12 protein-coding genes are annotated in these 17735 nt (G+C 60.9%); 7 read left to right on the top strand and 5 right to left on the bottom strand.

Annotated elements, in window-relative coordinates; genetic code table 11:
* Positions 1-40 precede the first annotated feature (40 nt).
* Positions 41-1447: a mechanosensitive ion channel family protein gene (locus KSP9073_RS00785; protein ID WP_108841059.1), complete on the bottom strand. Its 1407-nt coding sequence runs from the start codon at positions 1445-1447 to the stop codon at positions 41-43.
* Positions 1448-1607: 160 nt separating this feature from the next.
* On the opposite strand from KSP9073_RS00785, the gene KSP9073_RS00780 reads away from it, so the two are divergent.
* The 7 genes from KSP9073_RS00780 (at position 1608) to yccS (ending at position 11561) form a co-directional block, all read left to right on the top strand.
* Positions 1608-2468 carry an IclR family transcriptional regulator gene (locus tag KSP9073_RS00780; RefSeq protein ID WP_108841058.1) on the top strand — a complete coding sequence of 287 codons (861 nt, stop codon included), beginning with the start codon at positions 1608-1610 and terminating at the stop codon, positions 2466-2468.
* Positions 2461-3432 carry a 2-dehydro-3-deoxygalactonokinase gene (locus tag KSP9073_RS00775; RefSeq protein WP_108841057.1) on the top strand — a complete coding sequence of 324 codons (972 nt, stop codon included), beginning with the start codon at positions 2461-2463 and terminating at the stop codon, positions 3430-3432. Before KSP9073_RS00780 ends, KSP9073_RS00775 begins: the two co-directional genes overlap by 8 nt.
* A 32-nt stretch (positions 3433-3464) precedes the next feature.
* Positions 3465-4088: a 2-dehydro-3-deoxy-6-phosphogalactonate aldolase gene (locus KSP9073_RS00770; RefSeq protein WP_108841056.1), complete on the top strand. Its 624-nt coding sequence runs from the start codon at positions 3465-3467 to the stop codon at positions 4086-4088.
* Positions 4089-4162: 74 nt separating this feature from the next.
* Positions 4163-5311 (top strand): galactonate dehydratase, encoded by a 1149-nt coding sequence (gene dgoD / locus KSP9073_RS00765; RefSeq protein WP_108841055.1) that lies wholly within the window; start codon positions 4163-4165, stop codon positions 5309-5311.
* Between the two features lie 253 nt (positions 5312-5564).
* A complete protein-coding gene (locus KSP9073_RS00760) occupies positions 5565-6731 on the top strand; it encodes a nucleotide sugar dehydrogenase (protein ID WP_108841054.1) in 1167 nt (388 codons plus the stop codon).
* Between the two features lie 241 nt (positions 6732-6972).
* Positions 6973-9189 carry a TonB-dependent receptor gene (locus tag KSP9073_RS00755; protein WP_108841053.1) on the top strand — a complete coding sequence of 739 codons (2217 nt, stop codon included), beginning with the start codon at positions 6973-6975 and terminating at the stop codon, positions 9187-9189.
* A gap of 149 nt (positions 9190-9338) precedes the next feature.
* Positions 9339-11561: a YccS family putative transporter gene (yccS, locus tag KSP9073_RS00750; protein WP_108841969.1), complete on the top strand. Its 2223-nt coding sequence runs from the start codon at positions 9339-9341 to the stop codon at positions 11559-11561.
* Here yccS and KSP9073_RS00745 read toward each other — a convergent pair.
* From KSP9073_RS00745 to KSP9073_RS00730, 4 genes are all read right to left on the bottom strand, one after another.
* The gene (locus KSP9073_RS00745; RefSeq protein WP_108841052.1) at positions 11536-13662 is read right to left on the bottom strand and encodes a sensor domain-containing protein; all 2127 of its coding nucleotides are present in this window, start codon (positions 13660-13662) and stop codon (positions 11536-11538) included. The two genes, yccS and KSP9073_RS00745, sit on opposite strands and share 26 nt — an antisense overlap.
* 182 nt (positions 13663-13844) lie before the next feature.
* A complete protein-coding gene (locus KSP9073_RS00740) occupies positions 13845-14999 on the bottom strand; it encodes a M20 aminoacylase family protein (protein WP_108841051.1) in 1155 nt (384 codons plus the stop codon).
* A 195-nt stretch (positions 15000-15194) separates the two neighbouring features.
* On the bottom strand, positions 15195-16325 hold the full coding sequence (locus tag KSP9073_RS00735) for a CapA family protein (RefSeq protein ID WP_133240960.1): 1131 nt from the start codon (positions 16323-16325) through the stop codon (positions 15195-15197).
* A 37-nt stretch (positions 16326-16362) separates the two neighbouring features.
* Entirely contained in the window at positions 16363-17649 is a 1287-nt protein-coding gene (locus KSP9073_RS00730) for a flippase (RefSeq protein ID WP_108841049.1), read from the bottom strand.
* Positions 17650-17735 lie beyond the last annotated feature (86 nt).

Genomic DNA, 17735 nt, shown 5'->3' with positions numbered 1-17735 from the left:
TCGACGCCATCCCGGCCCGCGGTGTGGGCGGTCCCTGGTACTAGCTACCGGGGCCAGGGCCATTGGGGGCCCGGTCCTCGCTTGGCACGTCTTCCGGCGTCTGGGTCAGCGCTGCCTCCTCGGGCGCGGAGCGGTCGTCCTGCTCGCCATGCAGACTGTTGCGATCCGGCATCATCACGCGCATGCGTGGAAAGGCGTCCGGATATTCCCGGGCGATAAAGCGGATCAGGCCTTCGCGCATTTCGCAGCGCAGATCAAAGGTGTCGCCACCACCGCGGGCGCTGACCAGTACACGCAGCTGCATGTTGTACTCGGTCATTTCAAGAAGCTGCACCTTGCACACTACGCCGCTCCACAGCGGCGAGTTCTGCGCAATGCGGGTGGCTTCTTCCTGCAGTGCGTCCAGCGGCAGCGAGAAGTCGGCATAAAGCATCACACTGCCGATCAGGTCGTTGGTCCTTCGCGTCCAGTTCTCGAAAGGGTTGTCGAGAAACCAGGTGATCGGCAGTACCAGCCGGCGCCAGTCCCAGAGCCTGACCACCACATAAGTCAGCGTCAGCTCCTCGATCCAGCCCCACTCGCCCTGGACCACCACCGCATCATCGAGCTGGATCGGCTGGGTGAGTGCGATCTGGACCCCGGCCAGCAGGTTGCCAAAGATCTTCTGCGCGGCAAAACCCAGCACCACCCCCATGATGCCGGCCGAGGCCAGAATGCTGGTGCCGAGCTGGCGTACCTTGTCAAAGAGCATCAGCATCGAGGCCACGGCCACCAGCACGATGAGAAAGTTGACGATCTTGCGCAGTACGGCAATCTGCGTGTGCACCTTGCGCGCGTTCAGGTTGTCGGCCACGTCAACGCGGTAGTGCTCTCTGAGCGCGCGTTCGCCGATATTGACCCCGTGGACCAGGATGCCGGCGATACTGCCAATCAGCAGCATGCTGGTGAGGTTGTGAATGACCAGGTTAAAGCGCTCGGAGGTCACAAACAGCGGAAACAGCGAGAAGAGGAGAAAAATCGGGAAAAGCGCCGCGGCGGCCCGGGCCATAAAGGGCGCCAGAAAGCGCTCGAAGTAGCCTTGACGTGTCTGTGACCAGCGGTCCATTACGGCGATTACGCGTCTTGAGACCCGCACAAAAAGCCAGAAACCCAGGAATACGCCCACCACGTTGGCCAGCGTCATGATGGTGGGCTGCCAGCCCAGAACGGTGGGCACCAGATAGTAAAGCGCCACCATGGCGCCATAGCACCACACCAGACACACCAGCGGTGGATGCACGGCCAGCGCTGCCACGTTGAGCAGATGCCAGCGCCCGTGTTCCAGCCGGCGCAGGCGAAGGTGCACAATCCTGAGCCCGCCATGCAGGACCACGGCGGCGGCAATCGCCACCAGAGCCAGCGTCCAGCGGGGCAGGTGCGTTAACCAGATCATCAGGGTGTCATGCATGGATCGGATCCTGTCACAGTCGGACATGAGTGCTTTTCTGACCTTGGTCTTTTCTGACTTTAGTACAGGATCGAGACCTTCGTAGCATGTTACGAATCCCATAACGTGGGAGTCACGTCTGCATATTGGGATAGAGCCGTTTCAGGCGTAGACTGAGGTCATGACAACTTCTTTTTCTGCCTCCCTTCCCGAACGCCCCGTCGGCGCTCAGGCCCTGATGCGCGGTCTGGCGGTGCTGGACGCTGTGGCTGAAGGGCATCATGGCCTGGCCGCCATCGGCGAGCGTATTCAATGTACGCGCAGTACGACCCATCGGCTGGTCTCGGCGCTGGTCCATGCCGGCTATCTGCGCCAGAGCGGGCAGGGCTATCAGCTCGGTTTGAAACTGGCCACGCTCGGTACTCGTGCCCGCGAGCAGATGCCGCTGGTCACGCTGGCCCGCCCGGTCATCGAGACCCTGGCCCGAAACTGCGGTGACAGCGTGCACCTAGGCGTTCGGGAAGGTGATGACGTGGTCTATCTCGACAAGATCCGGGGCTCACGCGGGCTTGAAATGCGCTCGCGCCCCGGGCTTCGGCTGCCGCTGGCCCTGACCGGTGTGGGGCGGGCGCTGATGCTCGACCTTGATGAAGCTCAGTGGCAGCGCCTGCATGCGCTGGCCTGTGATCGCCATCGCCACCAGAGCGAGGCACCGGTGGCAGGACTTTCACCGCTGGAGCCTCCGGCCTGGCCCGAGTATCGAGCGCGGCTGCTCGACTATCAAAAGACAGGCGTGGTGCTGGATCTTGAAGACAATGAGCGGGGCATTCGCTGTGTGGCGGCGCCGGTGCGCGACGAGCAGGGCATGATTGTGGCGGCCATCAGCATCGCCAGTGCCACACCCTGGATGTCGGATGCTCGGCTGGCAGAGCTGGGCCCGAGCGTGCGTGACGCCGCCGCGCAGCTATCGCAACGGATCGCCCGGCCTGAGCGTTACCCCGATTCTGCCTTTTCTTCATCTGCGGGAGCCTTTCATGACTGATACCTCTGCGCGCCTGATTGCTCTCGACTGGGGAACCTCCACGCTGCGTGCCTGGCTGCTCGACGGGGAGGGGCAGATTCTGGATCACCGTCACGAGCCCTGGGGCATTCTGCATACGCCGGAAGGGGATTTCGCTCGCGCCTATCAGGCCGTTGTCGGGCCGTGGCGCGAGGCGCATCCAGAGCTTCCGGCACTGGCCTGCGGCATGATCGGCAGCCGCGGCGGCTGGCAGGAAGTGCCCTATGTGGCAGCCCCCGCCGATGCCAATGCCATCGCCAGTGGGCTGGTCGAGATCGATACCAGTATCGACCGGCTCTCGCTGGTGCCGGGCGTCATGCAGCACAGCGATGCCGAGACCGGCGCCCTGCCCAACGTAATGCGCGGTGAGGAGACCCAGCTGATCGGCGTCATGGCCCGGCATCCCGAGCTTTCGAAGGACTCGCTGCTGGTCATGCCCGGCACCCATAGCAAGTGGGCGCGGATCGAGGATGAGCGGCTGGTCGGTTTCACGACCCACATGACCGGTGAGCTCTACGCCGTACTGCGCGAGCACTCGATTCTGGGGCGTCCCGCGCATGAGTGTCAGGAAGAGGCCAGCGAGACAGCAAGTCTCAACGCCTTCGATGAGGGGGTCAAAAATGCTCTGGATGCCGGCAGTGCCGGACTTTCGGGGCAGCTTTTCAGCGTGCGCAGCCGCGTGCTGGCAGATGAACTCTCGCCCGCGACCAGCCTTGCCTACCTCTCAGGGCTTTTGATCGGCGAGGAGGTGCGCAGTGCCACGGCTACGCTGGGAGATACGTCCCGTTTGAGGCTTGCGCTGATCGGCGATGACGCCCTGTGCCGGAGGTACGCCCGCGCGCTGGCCCACTTTGAATGTCCTGATGTCGAGATTATTCATGACGCCAGCATCAGCGGCTTGATGACCATCGCCCGCCATGCCGGTTTGACTGCCGCCGCCCGATGACCCTGACGCTTTAGCTCACCAAGGAGCAGACCATGTTGAATGAGTACCTGCAGACCCTGCCGTTGATCGCCATTTTGCGCGGTGTCACCCAGCACGAAATCGAGCCCATCGGTCAGGCGCTTTATGAGGCGGGCTTTCGCATCATGGAAGTGCCGCTCAACTCACCCGAGCCGCTGGAAAGCATCGTGCGGCTGGATCGGCTTCTGGGCGACAAGTGCCTGATCGGTGCCGGGACGGTCACCCGTGTCCAGCAGGTGCGTGACGTGGCGCACGCCGGCGGCAAGCTGATCGTCTCCCCCCACGGTGACCCGCGCGTCATTCAGTCCACGAAAGCAGCCGGCCTTGTCAGTGCCCCGGGCGTGGCCACGCCGACCGAGGCCTTTGCCGCGCTCAACGCCGGTGCCGATGTGCTCAAGATGTTCCCGGCCGAGCAGCTGGGGCCAAAGGTGATCAAGGCCTGGCGCGCCGTGCTGCCGCCCGAGGTGGCGCTGTTGCCGGTCGGTGGCATTACGCCCGACAACATGCAGGCATTTGTCGATGCCGGCGCCGGCGGTTTTGGGCTCGGCTCGGCGCTCTACAAGCCCGGCATGAGTGCTGAAGATGTGGGCCGTAACGCCCGCGCCTTCGCGGATGCCTGGCAGGCACTCAAGCGCTGAGTCGCTGTCAATCGATCCCTGTTTGATCGCCTTTTGTTCCATCCATTTCCGACCAGGAACTGCCGAGACCTGCCATGAAAATTACCCGACTGGAAACCTTCATCGTACCGCCGCGCTGGTGCTTTCTGAAAATCGAGACCGACGAGGGATTTGTCGGCTGGGGGGAGCCGGTGGTCGAAGGCCGCGCCCACAGTGTGGCGGCCGCCGTCGATGAGCTTTCCGACTATCTGATCGGCAAGGACCCGCGCCACATCGAGGATCACTGGACGGTGATGTATCGCGGCGGCTTCTACCGAGGTGGTGCCATTCACATGAGTGCCCTGGCCGGTATCGATCAGGCGCTTTGGGACATCAAGGGCAAGGTGCTGGGCGTGCCGGTTCACGAGCTTCTGGGCGGGGCCGTGCGAGACCGCATTCGCGTCTACTCCTGGATCGGGGGTGACCGTCCTGGCGATACCGCGCGCATGGCGAAAGAGCGCATGGACGGTGGCTTTACCGCCATCAAGATGAACGCCAGTGAAGAGATGCAGTTCGTCGATACCTTCGACAAGGTCGATGGGGTCATTGCCAACGTGGCGGCGATTCGTGATGCGGTCGGCCCGAACTTCGGCATCGGTGTGGATTTCCATGGTCGCGTGCACAAGCCGATGGCCAGGGTGCTGATGAAGGAGCTTGAACCCTATCGACTGATGTTTGTCGAAGAGCCGGTGCTCAGCGAGAACGCCGAGGCGTTGAAGGAGATCGCGCCGCTGTCCAACATCCCGATTGCGCTTGGCGAGCGGCTCTTCTCGCGCTGGGACTTCAAGCAGATTCTGGCCGGCGGCTATGTGGATATCATCCAGCCCGACCCGTCCCACTCCGGCGGCATCACCGAAACACGCAAGATCGCCAACATGGCCGAGGCCTACGATGTGGCGCTTGCGCTGCACTGTCCGCTGGGGCCGATCGCACTGGCGGCCAATCTGCAGCTTGATGCCAACTGCTACAACGCCTTCATCCAGGAGCAGAGCCTGGGTATCCACTACAACCAGGGCAATGATCTGCTGGATTACGTCAAAAACCCGGAAGTGTTTGCTTATGAAGACGGCTACGTCAAAATCCCGCAGGGGCCGGGACTGGGCGTTGAGGTCAATGAAGACTATGTGCGCGAGCGCGCCGAGATTGGCCATCGCTGGCGCAATCCCATCTGGCGCCATGCCGATGGGAGCTTTGCCGAGTGGTAGCGCCGGTGGCACTGACAATGCCCTGAAAGCGCGCCACAATGGGGCCGGCGTCTGCGCCGGCCTGTTGTTTTCCGGCCCGGTGTCTTCCTTGCACGCATGAAAGTAGCGTTTGTGCCAAGCGCTTCCCGTGACGGGTCGCGTATGATGGTCGGCAACAGTCACGACCGCGGCCCTGGAGGGGCGCTGTCATTGGGACGTTTTTGGGGTCCGGTGACGGCCGGTAAAGCACATTTTTGATGAAAGGACGGTTCAAGTGAAAATTGCAGTTGCAGGCACAGGCTATGTGGGCCTTTCCAACGCCATGCTGCTGGCGCAGCATCATGAAGTGGTCGCGGTCGATATCGTGCCCGAGAAGGTCGAGCGTCTCAACGAAGGGATCTCGCCCATCGAGGACGTGGAAATCTCGGATTTTCTGGCCAACCGTGCGCTGAATTTCACTGCCACTCTGGACAAGGAAGCGGCCTATCGCGATGCGGCCTATGTCATCATCGCCACGCCCACCGATTACGATCCCCAGACCAACTACTTCAACACGAAAAGCGTTGAATCGGTCATTGATGACGTCATGGCGGTCAATCCCGACGCCGTGATGGTGATCAAATCCACCGTGCCGGTAGGCTATACCCGCGATGCGGTCGAGCGCTTCAATACGCAGAACCTGATGTTTTCGCCGGAGTTTCTGCGCGAGGGCAAGGCGCTGTATGACAATCTGCATCCGTCGCGCATCATTGTTGGCGAGCGCTCCGAGCGCGCCGAGACGTTTGCCAACATGCTCAAGGAAGGGGCAGTCAAGCAGGACATTGCCACGCTTTTGGTCGACAGCACCGAAGCCGAGGCGATCAAGCTCTTCTCCAACACCTATCTGGCCATGCGCGTGGCGTACTTCAACGAGCTCGATACCTACGCCGAGACGCACGGCCTCAACGCCCGTCAGATCATCGACGGTGTCGGCCTCGACCCGCGCATCGGCAATCACTACAACAACCCGAGCTTTGGCTACGGCGGCTACTGTCTGCCCAAGGATACCCGTCAGCTTCTGGCCAACTATCAGAACGTGCCCAACAATCTGATTCAGGCCATTGTCGAAGCCAACCGCACCCGCAAGGACTTCGTGTCCGAAGCGATTCTGCGCCGCAAGCCGAAGGTCGTCGGCGTGTATCGTCTGGTAATGAAAAGCGGCTCCGACAACTTCCGCGCCAGCGCCATGCAGGGCGTGATGAAGCGCATCAAGGCCAAGGGCGTTGAAGTCATTGTCTATGAGCCTAACCTGGCAGAAGAGGAGTTTTTCAACTCCCGCGTGATCAAGGACTTCGAGGCGTTCAAGGCAGAGGCCGACGTAATCGTCGCCAACCGCATGATGCCCGAGCTCAAGGACGTGCAGGACAAGGTCTATACCCGCGACCTGTTCAATATCGACTGAACGTCCCTTCAGTCACTGCGCTCTATCAAAACCATCCTTCGGGATGGTTTTTTTATGTCTGTTTAAGTCAACGCCTGTTGCAATGCATATGCGAATCGTTTTCAAATGCACAAAATTCACACTGACGGTCAGTGATATGGGCAGATTCGGCAAGCAAAAGGGTCGCCTGTGACGTGTATCTGCTGACGCAGGGTCGCGGTGCGACCGACGTCGGCGACAATAATTCAAAGGGTTCAGGGCAATGACAAGGGAACAGGATTTCAGGCGCCGGCTGATGCAGCGCTTTGCCGCAGGCATCGTTGTGGGGGGTGCGGTCGCGACCAGCGCAGCGTACGCGGCCGAGCAGAGTGGCCATCTCGATACCCTTACAGTGACCAGCACCGCGATTGAAACCGCCGGTAATACGCCGCCACCCACCTATGCCGGCGGGCAGGTAGCCGCTGGTGGCCGCCTGGGCATTCTGGGTGAGCAGGATGCGATGAACGTGCCGTTCAACGTGATCAGCTATACCGATGAGCTGATCGAGAACCAGCAGGCCGATACCATCGGTGACGTGCTGCAAAACGATGCCTCGGTCGCGGTCGGCACGGGCTTTGGCAACTATTCCGAATCCTTCAAGATTCGCGGCTTCAATCTCTACAACGACGACATTTCGTTTGGCGGTCTCTACGGCGTGCTGCCGCGTCAGATCGTTGCCAGTGACATTGCCAGCCGCGTAGAGCTTTTCAAGGGCGCCAGCGCCTTTGCCAACGGCGTGCCGGCCGGCGGTACCGGTGTGGGGGGCTCGGTCAATATCGAGCCCAAACGTGCTACCGATGAGCCCATCAACCGACTCTCGACCGGCTATACCAGCGATGGCTATATCGACTCCGGTGTGGATATCGGCCGTCGCTTTGGTGAGGCCAACGAGTTTGGCGCTCGCCTGGTGCTCAAGCGCGGCCGCGGCGATACCGCGATCGATGACGCCGAGCGTGAAAACACTCTGGCCCTGCTGGGGCTGGACTATGACGGCGGTGACGATCGACTCTCGTTCGATCTGGGCCATCAGAAAACCGTGATCGACGGTGATCGGCTCAACCTGAATCTGGGCAGCTATACCGGCAACTCGGTACCCGATGTGCCACATAGTGACGCCAACTATGTGCCGGGCTGGAACCGTTCCAGTCTTGAAACCACCTTCGCCATGGTGCGCGGCGAGCATGACTTCAACGATGACTGGACCGGCTACGCCGCGCTGGGCGGCAATCGGACCCATGAACGTACCCTGTCCGGTAGCGTCAGCCTGGCCGATGAGGCGGGCAACGGCACCGTTTCTCAGCTGGATACGGCCTATCAGTCGGAATCGCTGGCCAGCCAGATCGGGCTGCGCGGCAAGCTCGACACCGGGACGGTCTCGCATCAGCTCAATCTGGGCTACTCCAGCGTCTATTCGCGTCAGGACGTGGCCTATGAAGGCAATTTCGCGGGTACCGCGACCAATCTTTACGACCCTGCCGATATACCGCTTCTGGATTCTCCGTCTGTGAGCGGTAACCTGAGTGATCCCAATACCACCGGGCGGGTCTATAACAACGGCGTTTCGCTCTCCGACACGCTGGGCTTTATCGACGACCGGCTGCTGCTGACGCTGGGTGCGCGCTATCAGGAAATCGAGGTTAACAATTACAGCGGGGTAGATGGCTCAAGCCAGCCCGGCTTTACCGAATCGCGTGTGACACCGGTCTACGGTCTGCTCTACAAGGCCACCGACAATATCTCGCTGTATGCCAACCATATCGAGGCGCTTCAACAGGGAGAGAGTGCCCCAAGCCAACTCAACTATCCGAACCTGACCAATCCCAACGATATTCTGGGGATCGTCCGCTCCAAACAGGACGAGGTCGGCGCAAAGTTTGATTACGGCAATCTCGGCGGCGGTATCGCGCTGTTCCAGATCGAGCAGCCTCAGGTCAGCGTCGAGAATAACGGTGATGGCACTCGAACGGCCGGCTATAACGGTGAGCAGCGCAATCGCGGACTCGAGACCAGTCTTTACGGCGAGCCTCTGGAGGGCGTGCGTCTGCTCGCCAGTGCGACCTGGATGGACCCCGAGCTGCGTGATACTACCGACGGGGCCAACGATGGCAATGATGCGCCGGGCGTAGCCGGCTATCGCTATGTACTGGGCGGCGAGTGGGACCTGCCCGATGTACAGAACCTGACCGCGACCGGACGCGTGATTCGCACTGGCTCGCAGTATGTGGACGAGGCCAACAACCTGAAGGTGGATCCCTGGACGCGGCTGGATCTGGGCCTTCGCTACACCATGCCGTTTAACGAAGGCAATCTCATCTGGCGCGCCGATGTCGAAAACGTTACCGACGAAGCGTACTGGGCATCGGCGGCAACGACCGGGTCACAGACCCTTTGGCAGGGCGAGCCGCGTACCTTCAAACTTTCAGCGACGCTGGATTTCTAATCCTTCCGTACGAACATTCCACACCCTCCGTCGGCCCCTTCGAGGCCGGCGATGTCGTCTCCATTGCCTTTCTGTTATGTTCGCGCTGTTATGGCACGCCCTGCTGGCTGGCAGGTGTCGCCTTCGTGTTCCCCGTGGAGGCCAGCGCCATGCTCAATCGCCTGACCCATTCACTGCGCCGTCTCTGGGCGCTGGATGCCTTTGCCTATAGCCTGCGCGTGTTCATCGCGCTGACCGGCGTGATGCTCTGGAGCGGGCTTTTCGGCCACATCGAGCAGATGATTCCGCTGTTTCTGGGCGTAATTGCCAGTGCGCTGGCCGAGACCGACGACAGCTGGCAGGGTCGGTTGCGGGCGCTTCTGGTCACGCTGGTCTGCTTTGCCATCGCCTCGCTTGCCGTGGAGCTGACCTTTGCCCATCCGTGGCTGTTTGGCATCGGGCTGGGACTGGCCACCTTTTTGATGATCATGCTCGGCGCCATCGGCCAGCGCTACGCCACCATCACAACAGCCACGCTGATTCTATCGGTCTATACCATGATCAACATCGAGCAGCGCGGCGGGGCGACGGTGGAAAATCTCTGGCACGGGCCGCTGTTGCTGATCGCCGGAGCGGCCTGGTACGGCGTGCTGTCGATCGCATGGCAGGTGCTGTTTACCCACCAGCCGGTGCGCCAGAGCCTGGCGGCGCTGATGACGGAGCTGGGGGAGTATCTCGCCATCAAGGCCTCACTGTTCGAGCCGCTGCGCGGGGTGGATCGCAGCGCTCGCCGACTGGCGCTGGCCCGTCAGAACGGCCGCGTGGTCAGTGCGCTCAACGAGGCCAAGGAGATGATCTTTTCGCGCCTTCAGGGCCAGCACAACAGTGCGCGCATCGACCGTTACCTGCGCCTTTATCTGATCGCTCAGGACATCCATGAGCGTGCAAGCTCCACCCACTACGATTACGACGCGCTGGCCGAGCACTTCTTTCACAGTGATGTGCTCTTTCGCTGTCAGCGGCTGTTGTACCAGCAGGGACAGTCCTGCCGGGCGCTGGGCCGAGCCCTGTTGCTGCGCCAGTCGTTTGATCATGGTGAAAGCGAGCAGGCGCTCAATGATCTGCGGGCCTCGATCGAGTATCTCAAACGCCATCCGCCCGGCGAAGACACGCGCCAGAACCACCGGCTGCTGCGCTCCTTAACGTCGCTGGCCATCAATCTGGGCGAGCTGGAGCGACAGCTGACCCGTGCCGACAATCCTGAAATGGCGCTGGACGAGTTTGATCGCAAGCTGCTGGACCGCTCGCCGAGTGGCCTGAGTGACGGCTGGCAGCGGCTGCGCGGCCACTTTCGCACCTCATCGCCGATCTTTCGTCACGCCCTGCGTCTTTCCTCGGCACTGGTGGCGGGGTATCTGCTGCTGCGCCTGATTCACCCCACCCAGGGCTACTGGATTTTGCTGACCACGCTGTTTGTCTGTCGGCCGAGTTTTGGTGCGACCCACCGCTTTTTGCGCCAGCGCATTACCGGCACCGTGATGGGGCTGGTGGCCGGCTGGGCGCTGATCACGCTGTTCCCCTGGGACGCTGCGCAGGCCCTGATTGCGGTGCTGGCCGGGGTATTGTTTTTTGCCACCCGCATTCGTCATTACACGATCGCCACTGCGGCCATCACACTGATGGTGCTGGCCTGCTTCAACCAGGTGGGCGACGGATTTGATCTGATCTGGCCGCGGCTGATCGACACGCTGCTTGGGGCGGGCCTTGCGGCGCTGGCGGTGTTGGTGATCCTGCCGGACTGGCAGGGGCGACGGCTCAATCGGGAGGCGGCATCGGTCGTCACGGCCAGTGAAGCCTACTTTTGTGAAATCGTGCGCCAGTATCGCAGCGGCAAGCGTGACGACCTGGCCTACCGGCTGGCCAGGCGCAACGCCCATAACGCCGATGCGGCGCTGTCGACGCGCCTGGCCAGCGTCATGCAGGAGCCTGGGCAATATCGCCATGATGCCGACGAAGGGTATCGGCTACTGGTGATCACCCACAGCATTCTTGGTCATCTATCGGCGCTGGGCGCACACCGGCGCAGCGTTAGTGAACGACTGGACGTGCAGGAGCTGGAAGTGGTCTTTGAGGCCATCAGTGGCTATCTCTCGGCCATTGCCCGCGCGCTGTCCCGGCGTCAGGCGGTTGGTACGCTGTCACCGCCGCCCGAGTCGATGGTGGCCTTTCTCGAGCAGCTGCCAGAGGAAGTCGAGGACGCTCGCCGGCTGGTGCACTCTCAACTGGCCATGATCTGTCATCAGATGACGCCGCTGGCCGAGGTGGCCGGACGGCTGCTGGACCAGCAGGGCCAGCGGCGCCGTCTGGTCAGCGCGGGGCAGGCGGCGGGGTAGACTCGAGAGTGTTCGCTGTTTCGGAAACAATATCAGCGGCCGGCCCCGGTCGGCCGAGCAGAAATCCCTGCAAATGCGAGCAGCCCTCCTGCTGCAACAGGGCCATCTGCTCGGGACGCTCGACGCCTTCGGCAGTGACTTCCATCTCAAGGCTTTTGCCCATGCCGGTGACGGCGCGCACGATGGCCAGCGCCTCGCGACTGTCGCACATTTCGCGAATAAAACTCTGATCGATCTTGAGTCGGTCAAACGGGAAAGAGCGCAGATAGTGCAGCGACGAGTAGCCGGTCCCAAAGTCATCCAGCACGATGCGAACGCCCAGACGCTTGAGCTGATGCAGGATATCGATATTGCGCTGACTGGCATCAAGCAGTGTTGACTCGGTGATCTCAAGCTCCAGCCGAGAGGGTAAAAGCCCCGTCACCTCCAGCGCATGGGCGACTTCATCAACCAGTCCCTGACGGCCGAACTGCGCCGGCGACAGGTTGACCGAGATGCGCTGATCAGACGGCCAGCGGCTGGCCTCACGACAGGCCTCGACCAGCGCCCAGGCGCCAATTTCAAGAATCAGGCCGCTGTTTTCGGCAATTGGAATGAACTCCAGCGGTGAGACAACGCCGCGAACCGGATGACGCCAGCGCATCAGGGCCTCAAATCCGGTGATATGGGTTCCGGTGATGTCATGGATAGGCTGGTAGAGCAAAAAGAGTTCCTTTTGTGCCAGCGCATTGCGCAGGTCGTTTTCAAGGTCGAGGCGTTCGCGCGCCAGCTGCGCCAGTTCGGGGCGAAAGGTGGTATAGCGCCCCTTGCCCTGACGCTTTGATTCATAAAGGGCCAGATCTGCGCAGCGCATCAGCTGCTCGAAGCTGTCAATGTCGTGACTGGTGCGCACACCGCCCAGACTGATGCCCGTCTGTACAAGGTGCTCGCTGAGCTGAAACGGTGCCCGCGCGCTGGTGGCCAGGGTATAGGCCAGATCGGAAAGGGCGATATCGGAGTGAACCTTGGGCACCAGCAGGGCAAATTCGTCACCGCCAATGCGGGCCAGCGTTTCGCCGTGATGCAGATGTTGCTGCAGTCGGGCAGCCAACTGGCACAGCAGCTCATCACCGACCTGATGGCCCAGCACATCATTAATGGTCTTGAAGTTGTCCATGTCCAGCAGCAGCATGCCCACTTCCCCGATGCCGGTGCCTGGAATCTCCAGCAGTGCTCGAGTGCGCTCACCGAATAGCAGACGGTTGGGAAGGTTGGTCAGGGCATCATGATGGGCCATGTGGCGTATGGTCGCCTGGGCGGTATGATCCTCGGTAATGTCATCGATCAGATAAAGACGCTGGCCGGTGGCCTCGCCGTTGTCCGTGATTTCAAGGGTCAGACACTTGAGACGACAGGTGCCTTCAGGCGTTTCCAGCTTGAGCCTGATATCACGCGATGGCGCCTCGGGGAAATGCGCCAGTTCGGACTTGATGCGTGTCAGCAGTGCGTCGGTAGGCAGCTGCGCCAGCAGCGTGCGGGGGCCGACCTGATACGTTTGCAGGTCGTGGTTGCACAGCAGGAGACGACCATCGCTCTGGTCTTCTACCAGCACCCGGGTCGGAATGTTGTGAATGACGGTATGCAAAAAGGCGTAGAGACCGCTGAGTTCGCGGGACTGACGCTCGGCGGTGTCACGCGCCTTGAGAATCTCCTGCTGGTGGGCCCGCTTTTGCGTAATGTCCCGGGTGATCTTGGCAAAGCCGATCAACTGACCCTGCTCAAGGATGGGATCGATCACGACGCTTGCCCAGAAGGCACTGCCATCCTTGCGAAGCCGCCAGCCCTCCGCCTCGTGGCGCCCGTTGCGACGGGCGGCTGTCAGCCCCAGCATGGGCAGATCTGCCTCGCGCTCTTCGGGCGTGTAAAAACGACTGAAGTGCTGCCCCACGATCTCGTCGGCGCGATAGCCCTTGAAGGTCTGGGCGCCCTCATTCCAGCTCAGCACGACCCCCACGGGGTCGAGCATATAGATTGCGTAATCGGTAATCTTTTGCACCAGCTGGCGATAGAGGGCATTGCTGTTCGTCAGCTCGGCGCCGGTGTCATGCCGTGTGTCTGCCATGGCGTATTCGATCGAGAAAAGGAAAAGAGGGACTTCGAAACTTTCACGACAGATCAGGTCGATGCCGTTAAAAATTGATGTGGATTATGAAACAGTAAACACTGATCAAAGCCGCAATTAAGGCCTTTTTTAAGCCTCAACTGCGGCAATAGGGCGGTGAGGTCGCGATATCTGGCGGGGCTTTACCCCAGCAGATGTTTTACCAGTGCTTGCCACCAGGCCACGCCGAGCGGGGCCAGCGCATCGTTGAAGTCATAGCCGGGATTGTGCAGGGCGGCGCTGTCGCCGTTGCCCATCCAGATGTAGGCACCCGGGCATTTTTCCAGCATGAAGGCAAAGTCTTCCGAGGCCATACACGGCGGCAGATCGTAATGGACCTTTTGAATCTCCGGCATGCTTTCCAGTACTTCGGCGCAGTGAGCCGCCTGCTCGGCATCATTGATGGTGGCCGGATAGCGTGACTGATAATCGAGCTCGACGGTCAGCCCGTGAAAGTCGGCGCTGGCCTGAATGGCTTCGCGAAAGCGTTTCTCAAGGTATTCGCGAAGGGCCGGGTCGAAGCAGCGCAGCGTGCCGCGCAGCTCGACCGTGCCCGGCATGACGTTGAAGGCGTCACCGCCGTGAAACTGCGTCACACTCAGCACCGCCGGCTGATGCGCCGGACGCTCGCGGCTGATCAGCCCCTGAAGCTGCGTCACCAGCTCGCAGCCCGCCAGAATGACGTCATCGCCCATGTGCGGCATGGCCGCGTGACAGCCTCTGCCGGACAGGCGCAGCGTGAAGACATCAAAGGCCGCCATCGAGGGGCCGCTATGGACGGCCGCCTCGCCAACCGCCATGCCGGGCCAGTTGTGCAGGCCATACACGGCGTCCATCGGGAAAAGATCAAAAAGGCCTTCCTCGATCATGACCCGGGCGCCGCCCTCGTTTTCCTCGGCCGGCTGAAAGATGAAGTGCACCTTGCCGGTAAAATCCGGGTTGCGCGCCAGCGCCCAGGCCGCGCCGAGCAGCATGGTGGTATGACCGTCATGCCCGCAGGCGTGCATGCGCCCGGGCGTGGTAGAGGCCCATTCCAGCTCGGTGGCTTCTTCAATGGCGAGTGCGTCGATATCGGCGCGCAGGCCAATGGTGCGCCCGGGGCCACGAGTGCCCTCGATCGTTGCGACCACACCGGTACCGGCAAGCCCGGTATGCACTTCGATGTCGGCCTCACGCAGCAGTTCGACAATGCGTGCGCTGGTGCGATGCTCTTCAAAGGCGATTTCGGGATGGCGGTGAAAATCGTGGCGCCACTGGTGAAGCTGGTCGGCGCTGGGATAGGGCTCAAAAGCGGTCATGAGGATTCCTGAGCAGAAGTGTTGTTGTCGAGGGGCATCTTCCGGAACAAAACCTTATGCCGATCGCGCCTCGCTGTCGATGCAGCGCCGCTGCCTTCTACAAGAGGTCCAAACGGGCAGGCCCGGCAAAAAAAGGCCCCTGACAGAGAGACTGTCAGGGGCCTTGTTCTTGCTACAGGCAGGCAAGCGGCGGTACTAGCGTTTTGCCTTGAGCTCGGTAGCGCGTCGGGCGGCGTAGTAATAGGTCTCGTTTTTCATCAGGTGCATGCCCAGCACCGGCTTGTCGAGGTGGCGGCGCTTGCCCAGAAGCGTTGCCGCTACTTCCTTGATACTGCCCTTGAGCGTGCCGTCACAGGGCACCCCCATGAGGCTGCGAATCTGATTGGGCTGAATGTATTTCTGATAGATGGCGGTGCTCATCTCATCATAACGGCGCTGATAGTCCTCGTGCAGGAGGGCATCCAGTCGCGCCAGATCGGTGCGATCACCTTCCGGTGACAGACACACCACATCGTTTTCGGTGTGGTGGAAGACCGGCGTGAAACGCACCGGCGCGCCTTTTTCAAAACCGAGCTTCACGGCATAGGAATAATTCTTCTTCGCCGCCGGATTGGGCCGGTTGCTGAAGTAGAAGTTGCCCAGGCTGTAGAAGATCAGCGAGTCGTTCCAGGTCTCATGACCCTGCGGCACATGAGGATGGGCGCCCACGATCACATCGGCGCCCAGATCGCACAGATGCTGGTAGCGCAGGCGCCACTCCTTCTGCGGGATGTCGTAGTACTCAAGACCTGCGTGGGCAAAGACGATGACGAAATCGCACTCGCGCTTGAGCTCGATAACCATCCGGTCGATGGCGGGGTGGTTGAGCCAGGCGTAGCCGGCCTGATCAGGCTCGGCGTTGTGATCGAGCACGCCGAACTGCGCCTCGCAGGCATTGATCATGCCGATACGGACATCCTGAATCTCGCGGATCAAGGGCAGATAAGCCTTCTCGACGGTCATGCCGGCGCCGAGCATGTCGACATCAAGACGCTCGCCTTCACGCAGCGTGGCCTCAAGCGCCTCGTCGCCAAAGTCCATGATGTGGTTGTTGGCCAGAAGCATCATGTCAAAGCCGTGGCTTTTGAGCACCGACATGATCTCGGTCTGCTGGTTGATGTGCGGACCGTCCTTGGGCTGTTCGCGACCAAAGCCGCGAATCGGTGCCTCGAAGTTGCAGACGGCGTAATCGCAGGCGGCGATGGTCTGACTCATGGCGTCATCGCAGACGGGGCCGCCGTTGTACTGGCGGTTGACCACATCGCCACAGACAAACATTTCAATCATGGTATCGGTTTCCAAAATATCGACGGGGTCGGCAGCATCAACCGGCCGGCGCAGGGGCAGATCTGGCGCCCATAAAGGCTGTCAGCTGAAGCCTCAGGACACGGCCCCGACGGTAAAAGAGATTAAGCACCACGGCCGACAGGATTTCGGCAATCAGGGTCGACATGGCCGCGCCCACCAGACCGTAATGAGGAATGAGCAGGTAGTTCAAAACGATATTGAGCGCGCTGACAAACAGCATCTTCTTGAGCAGGAAGCTGTAGCCGCCCATCACGGTAATCACGTTGAACGCCGAGGTGCCCAGTACCGAGAAAACCGAGGAAATGACGGTAACGCCCAGCGCGGCGGCGGCCGGGGCATATTGCTCGCCGTAGAGCATGTCGATCAGCTCGACCCTGAAAATGCCCATCAGCGTGGCCGGAATCACCGCGACCACGAACACGGCCAGAAACAGTCGTCGAATGCGATGCTCGAACACGGACGGGTCAGTGTTTCTTGCCGCATGATTGATGCCGACCATCCAGGACGTCATCAGCGCCATGGGAAACATCATCCAGCCCTGGGAAAGGGTCAGGGCGGCGCTATACCAGCCCACGTGCGTTTCATCGAGCATGCTGCCCAGCATGATCTGGTCGGTGCGGGTGTAGAGGGCAATCGACAGACTCGAGATCGCCAGTGGAATACCAACCTGCACGATATGGCGGGAGTGACGGCGGCTGCGCGCCTTGAAGGTATGCGCAATGTCGCGGGTCTTTTTGCGAAACAGATGCTGCTTGATGAAATACGACACCGCCCACTGAACGATGTTGGCTGCAGCAAAAAAGCCCACCGTGGCCCCCAGCTTGATAAAGGCAAACTTGAGCGCCACGCCGATACCGAGGGCAATGTTCTGCGCCACGGTGTTGAACTTGGAATCCAGCGATGAATTGAAAAAGACGCTGTAGACCTCGTTGGTGGTAAAGAAGCTGCCCCAGATGATGATGGAAAACACCAGCCTCTGTTTGGGGGTGTCAAAATAAAACCAGGCCCCGACGGTCAACAGCACACAGATGATAATGAAATTGATCGCGCGCACCCGGGTAGAGGCCGCCATCAGCAGCAGTCCGCTCTGTCGGTTGCGGGCCAGGCGATTGAAGACCACGTTATCGCCGCCCATTTTCACCATGGGTGTGATCAAGGCCACGATCGCCAGCGCCAGGCTGATCAGACCGAACTCGCTGGGGCCCAGATAGCGAGCGACATAGACCGTGATGAAAATACCGGCCAGCGCCAACATGACCTTTTCGCCAAGAATCCAGGCGGTATTGATGAGTGCCTTGTTCATGAAGCTGCTTTTTCAGGGGGGAGACACCGTCGGGTGGCCGATCGGCAAGGGAGGCCGATCATGCCACCAGAAAGGGTTACCGTGTG

This window comes from Kushneria phyllosphaerae, from assembly GCF_900312995.1.
Lineage (GTDB): Bacteria > Pseudomonadota > Gammaproteobacteria > Pseudomonadales > Halomonadaceae > Kushneria > Kushneria phyllosphaerae.
Note: the sequence above shows the minus strand (reverse complement) of the source record. Positions and strands in the feature narration are given on the sequence as shown.

Excerpts from the sequence above, each read along its gene's own strand:
- KSP9073_RS00785 (WP_108841059.1), bottom strand. The coding sequence starts at position 1,447 with ATGCATGACACCCTGATGATCTGGTTAACGCACCTGCCCCGCTGGACG.
- KSP9073_RS00780 (WP_108841058.1), top strand. The coding sequence starts at position 1,608 with ATGACAACTTCTTTTTCTGCCTCCCTTCCCGAACGCCCCGTCGGCGCT.
- KSP9073_RS00775 (WP_108841057.1), top strand. The coding sequence starts at position 2,461 with ATGACTGATACCTCTGCGCGCCTGATTGCTCTCGACTGGGGAACCTCC.
- KSP9073_RS00770 (WP_108841056.1), top strand. The coding sequence starts at position 3,465 with ATGTTGAATGAGTACCTGCAGACCCTGCCGTTGATCGCCATTTTGCGC.
- dgoD (WP_108841055.1), top strand. The coding sequence starts at position 4,163 with ATGAAAATTACCCGACTGGAAACCTTCATCGTACCGCCGCGCTGGTGC.
- KSP9073_RS00755 (WP_108841053.1), top strand. The coding sequence starts at position 6,973 with ATGACAAGGGAACAGGATTTCAGGCGCCGGCTGATGCAGCGCTTTGCC.
- yccS (WP_108841969.1), top strand. The coding sequence starts at position 9,339 with ATGCTCAATCGCCTGACCCATTCACTGCGCCGTCTCTGGGCGCTGGAT.
- KSP9073_RS00745 (WP_108841052.1), bottom strand. The coding sequence starts at position 13,662 with ATGGCAGACACACGGCATGACACCGGCGCCGAGCTGACGAACAGCAAT.
- KSP9073_RS00740 (WP_108841051.1), bottom strand. The coding sequence starts at position 14,999 with ATGACCGCTTTTGAGCCCTATCCCAGCGCCGACCAGCTTCACCAGTGG.
- KSP9073_RS00735 (WP_133240960.1), bottom strand. The coding sequence starts at position 16,325 with ATGATTGAAATGTTTGTCTGTGGCGATGTGGTCAACCGCCAGTACAAC.
- KSP9073_RS00730 (WP_108841049.1), bottom strand. The coding sequence starts at position 17,649 with ATGAACAAGGCACTCATCAATACCGCCTGGATTCTTGGCGAAAAGGTC.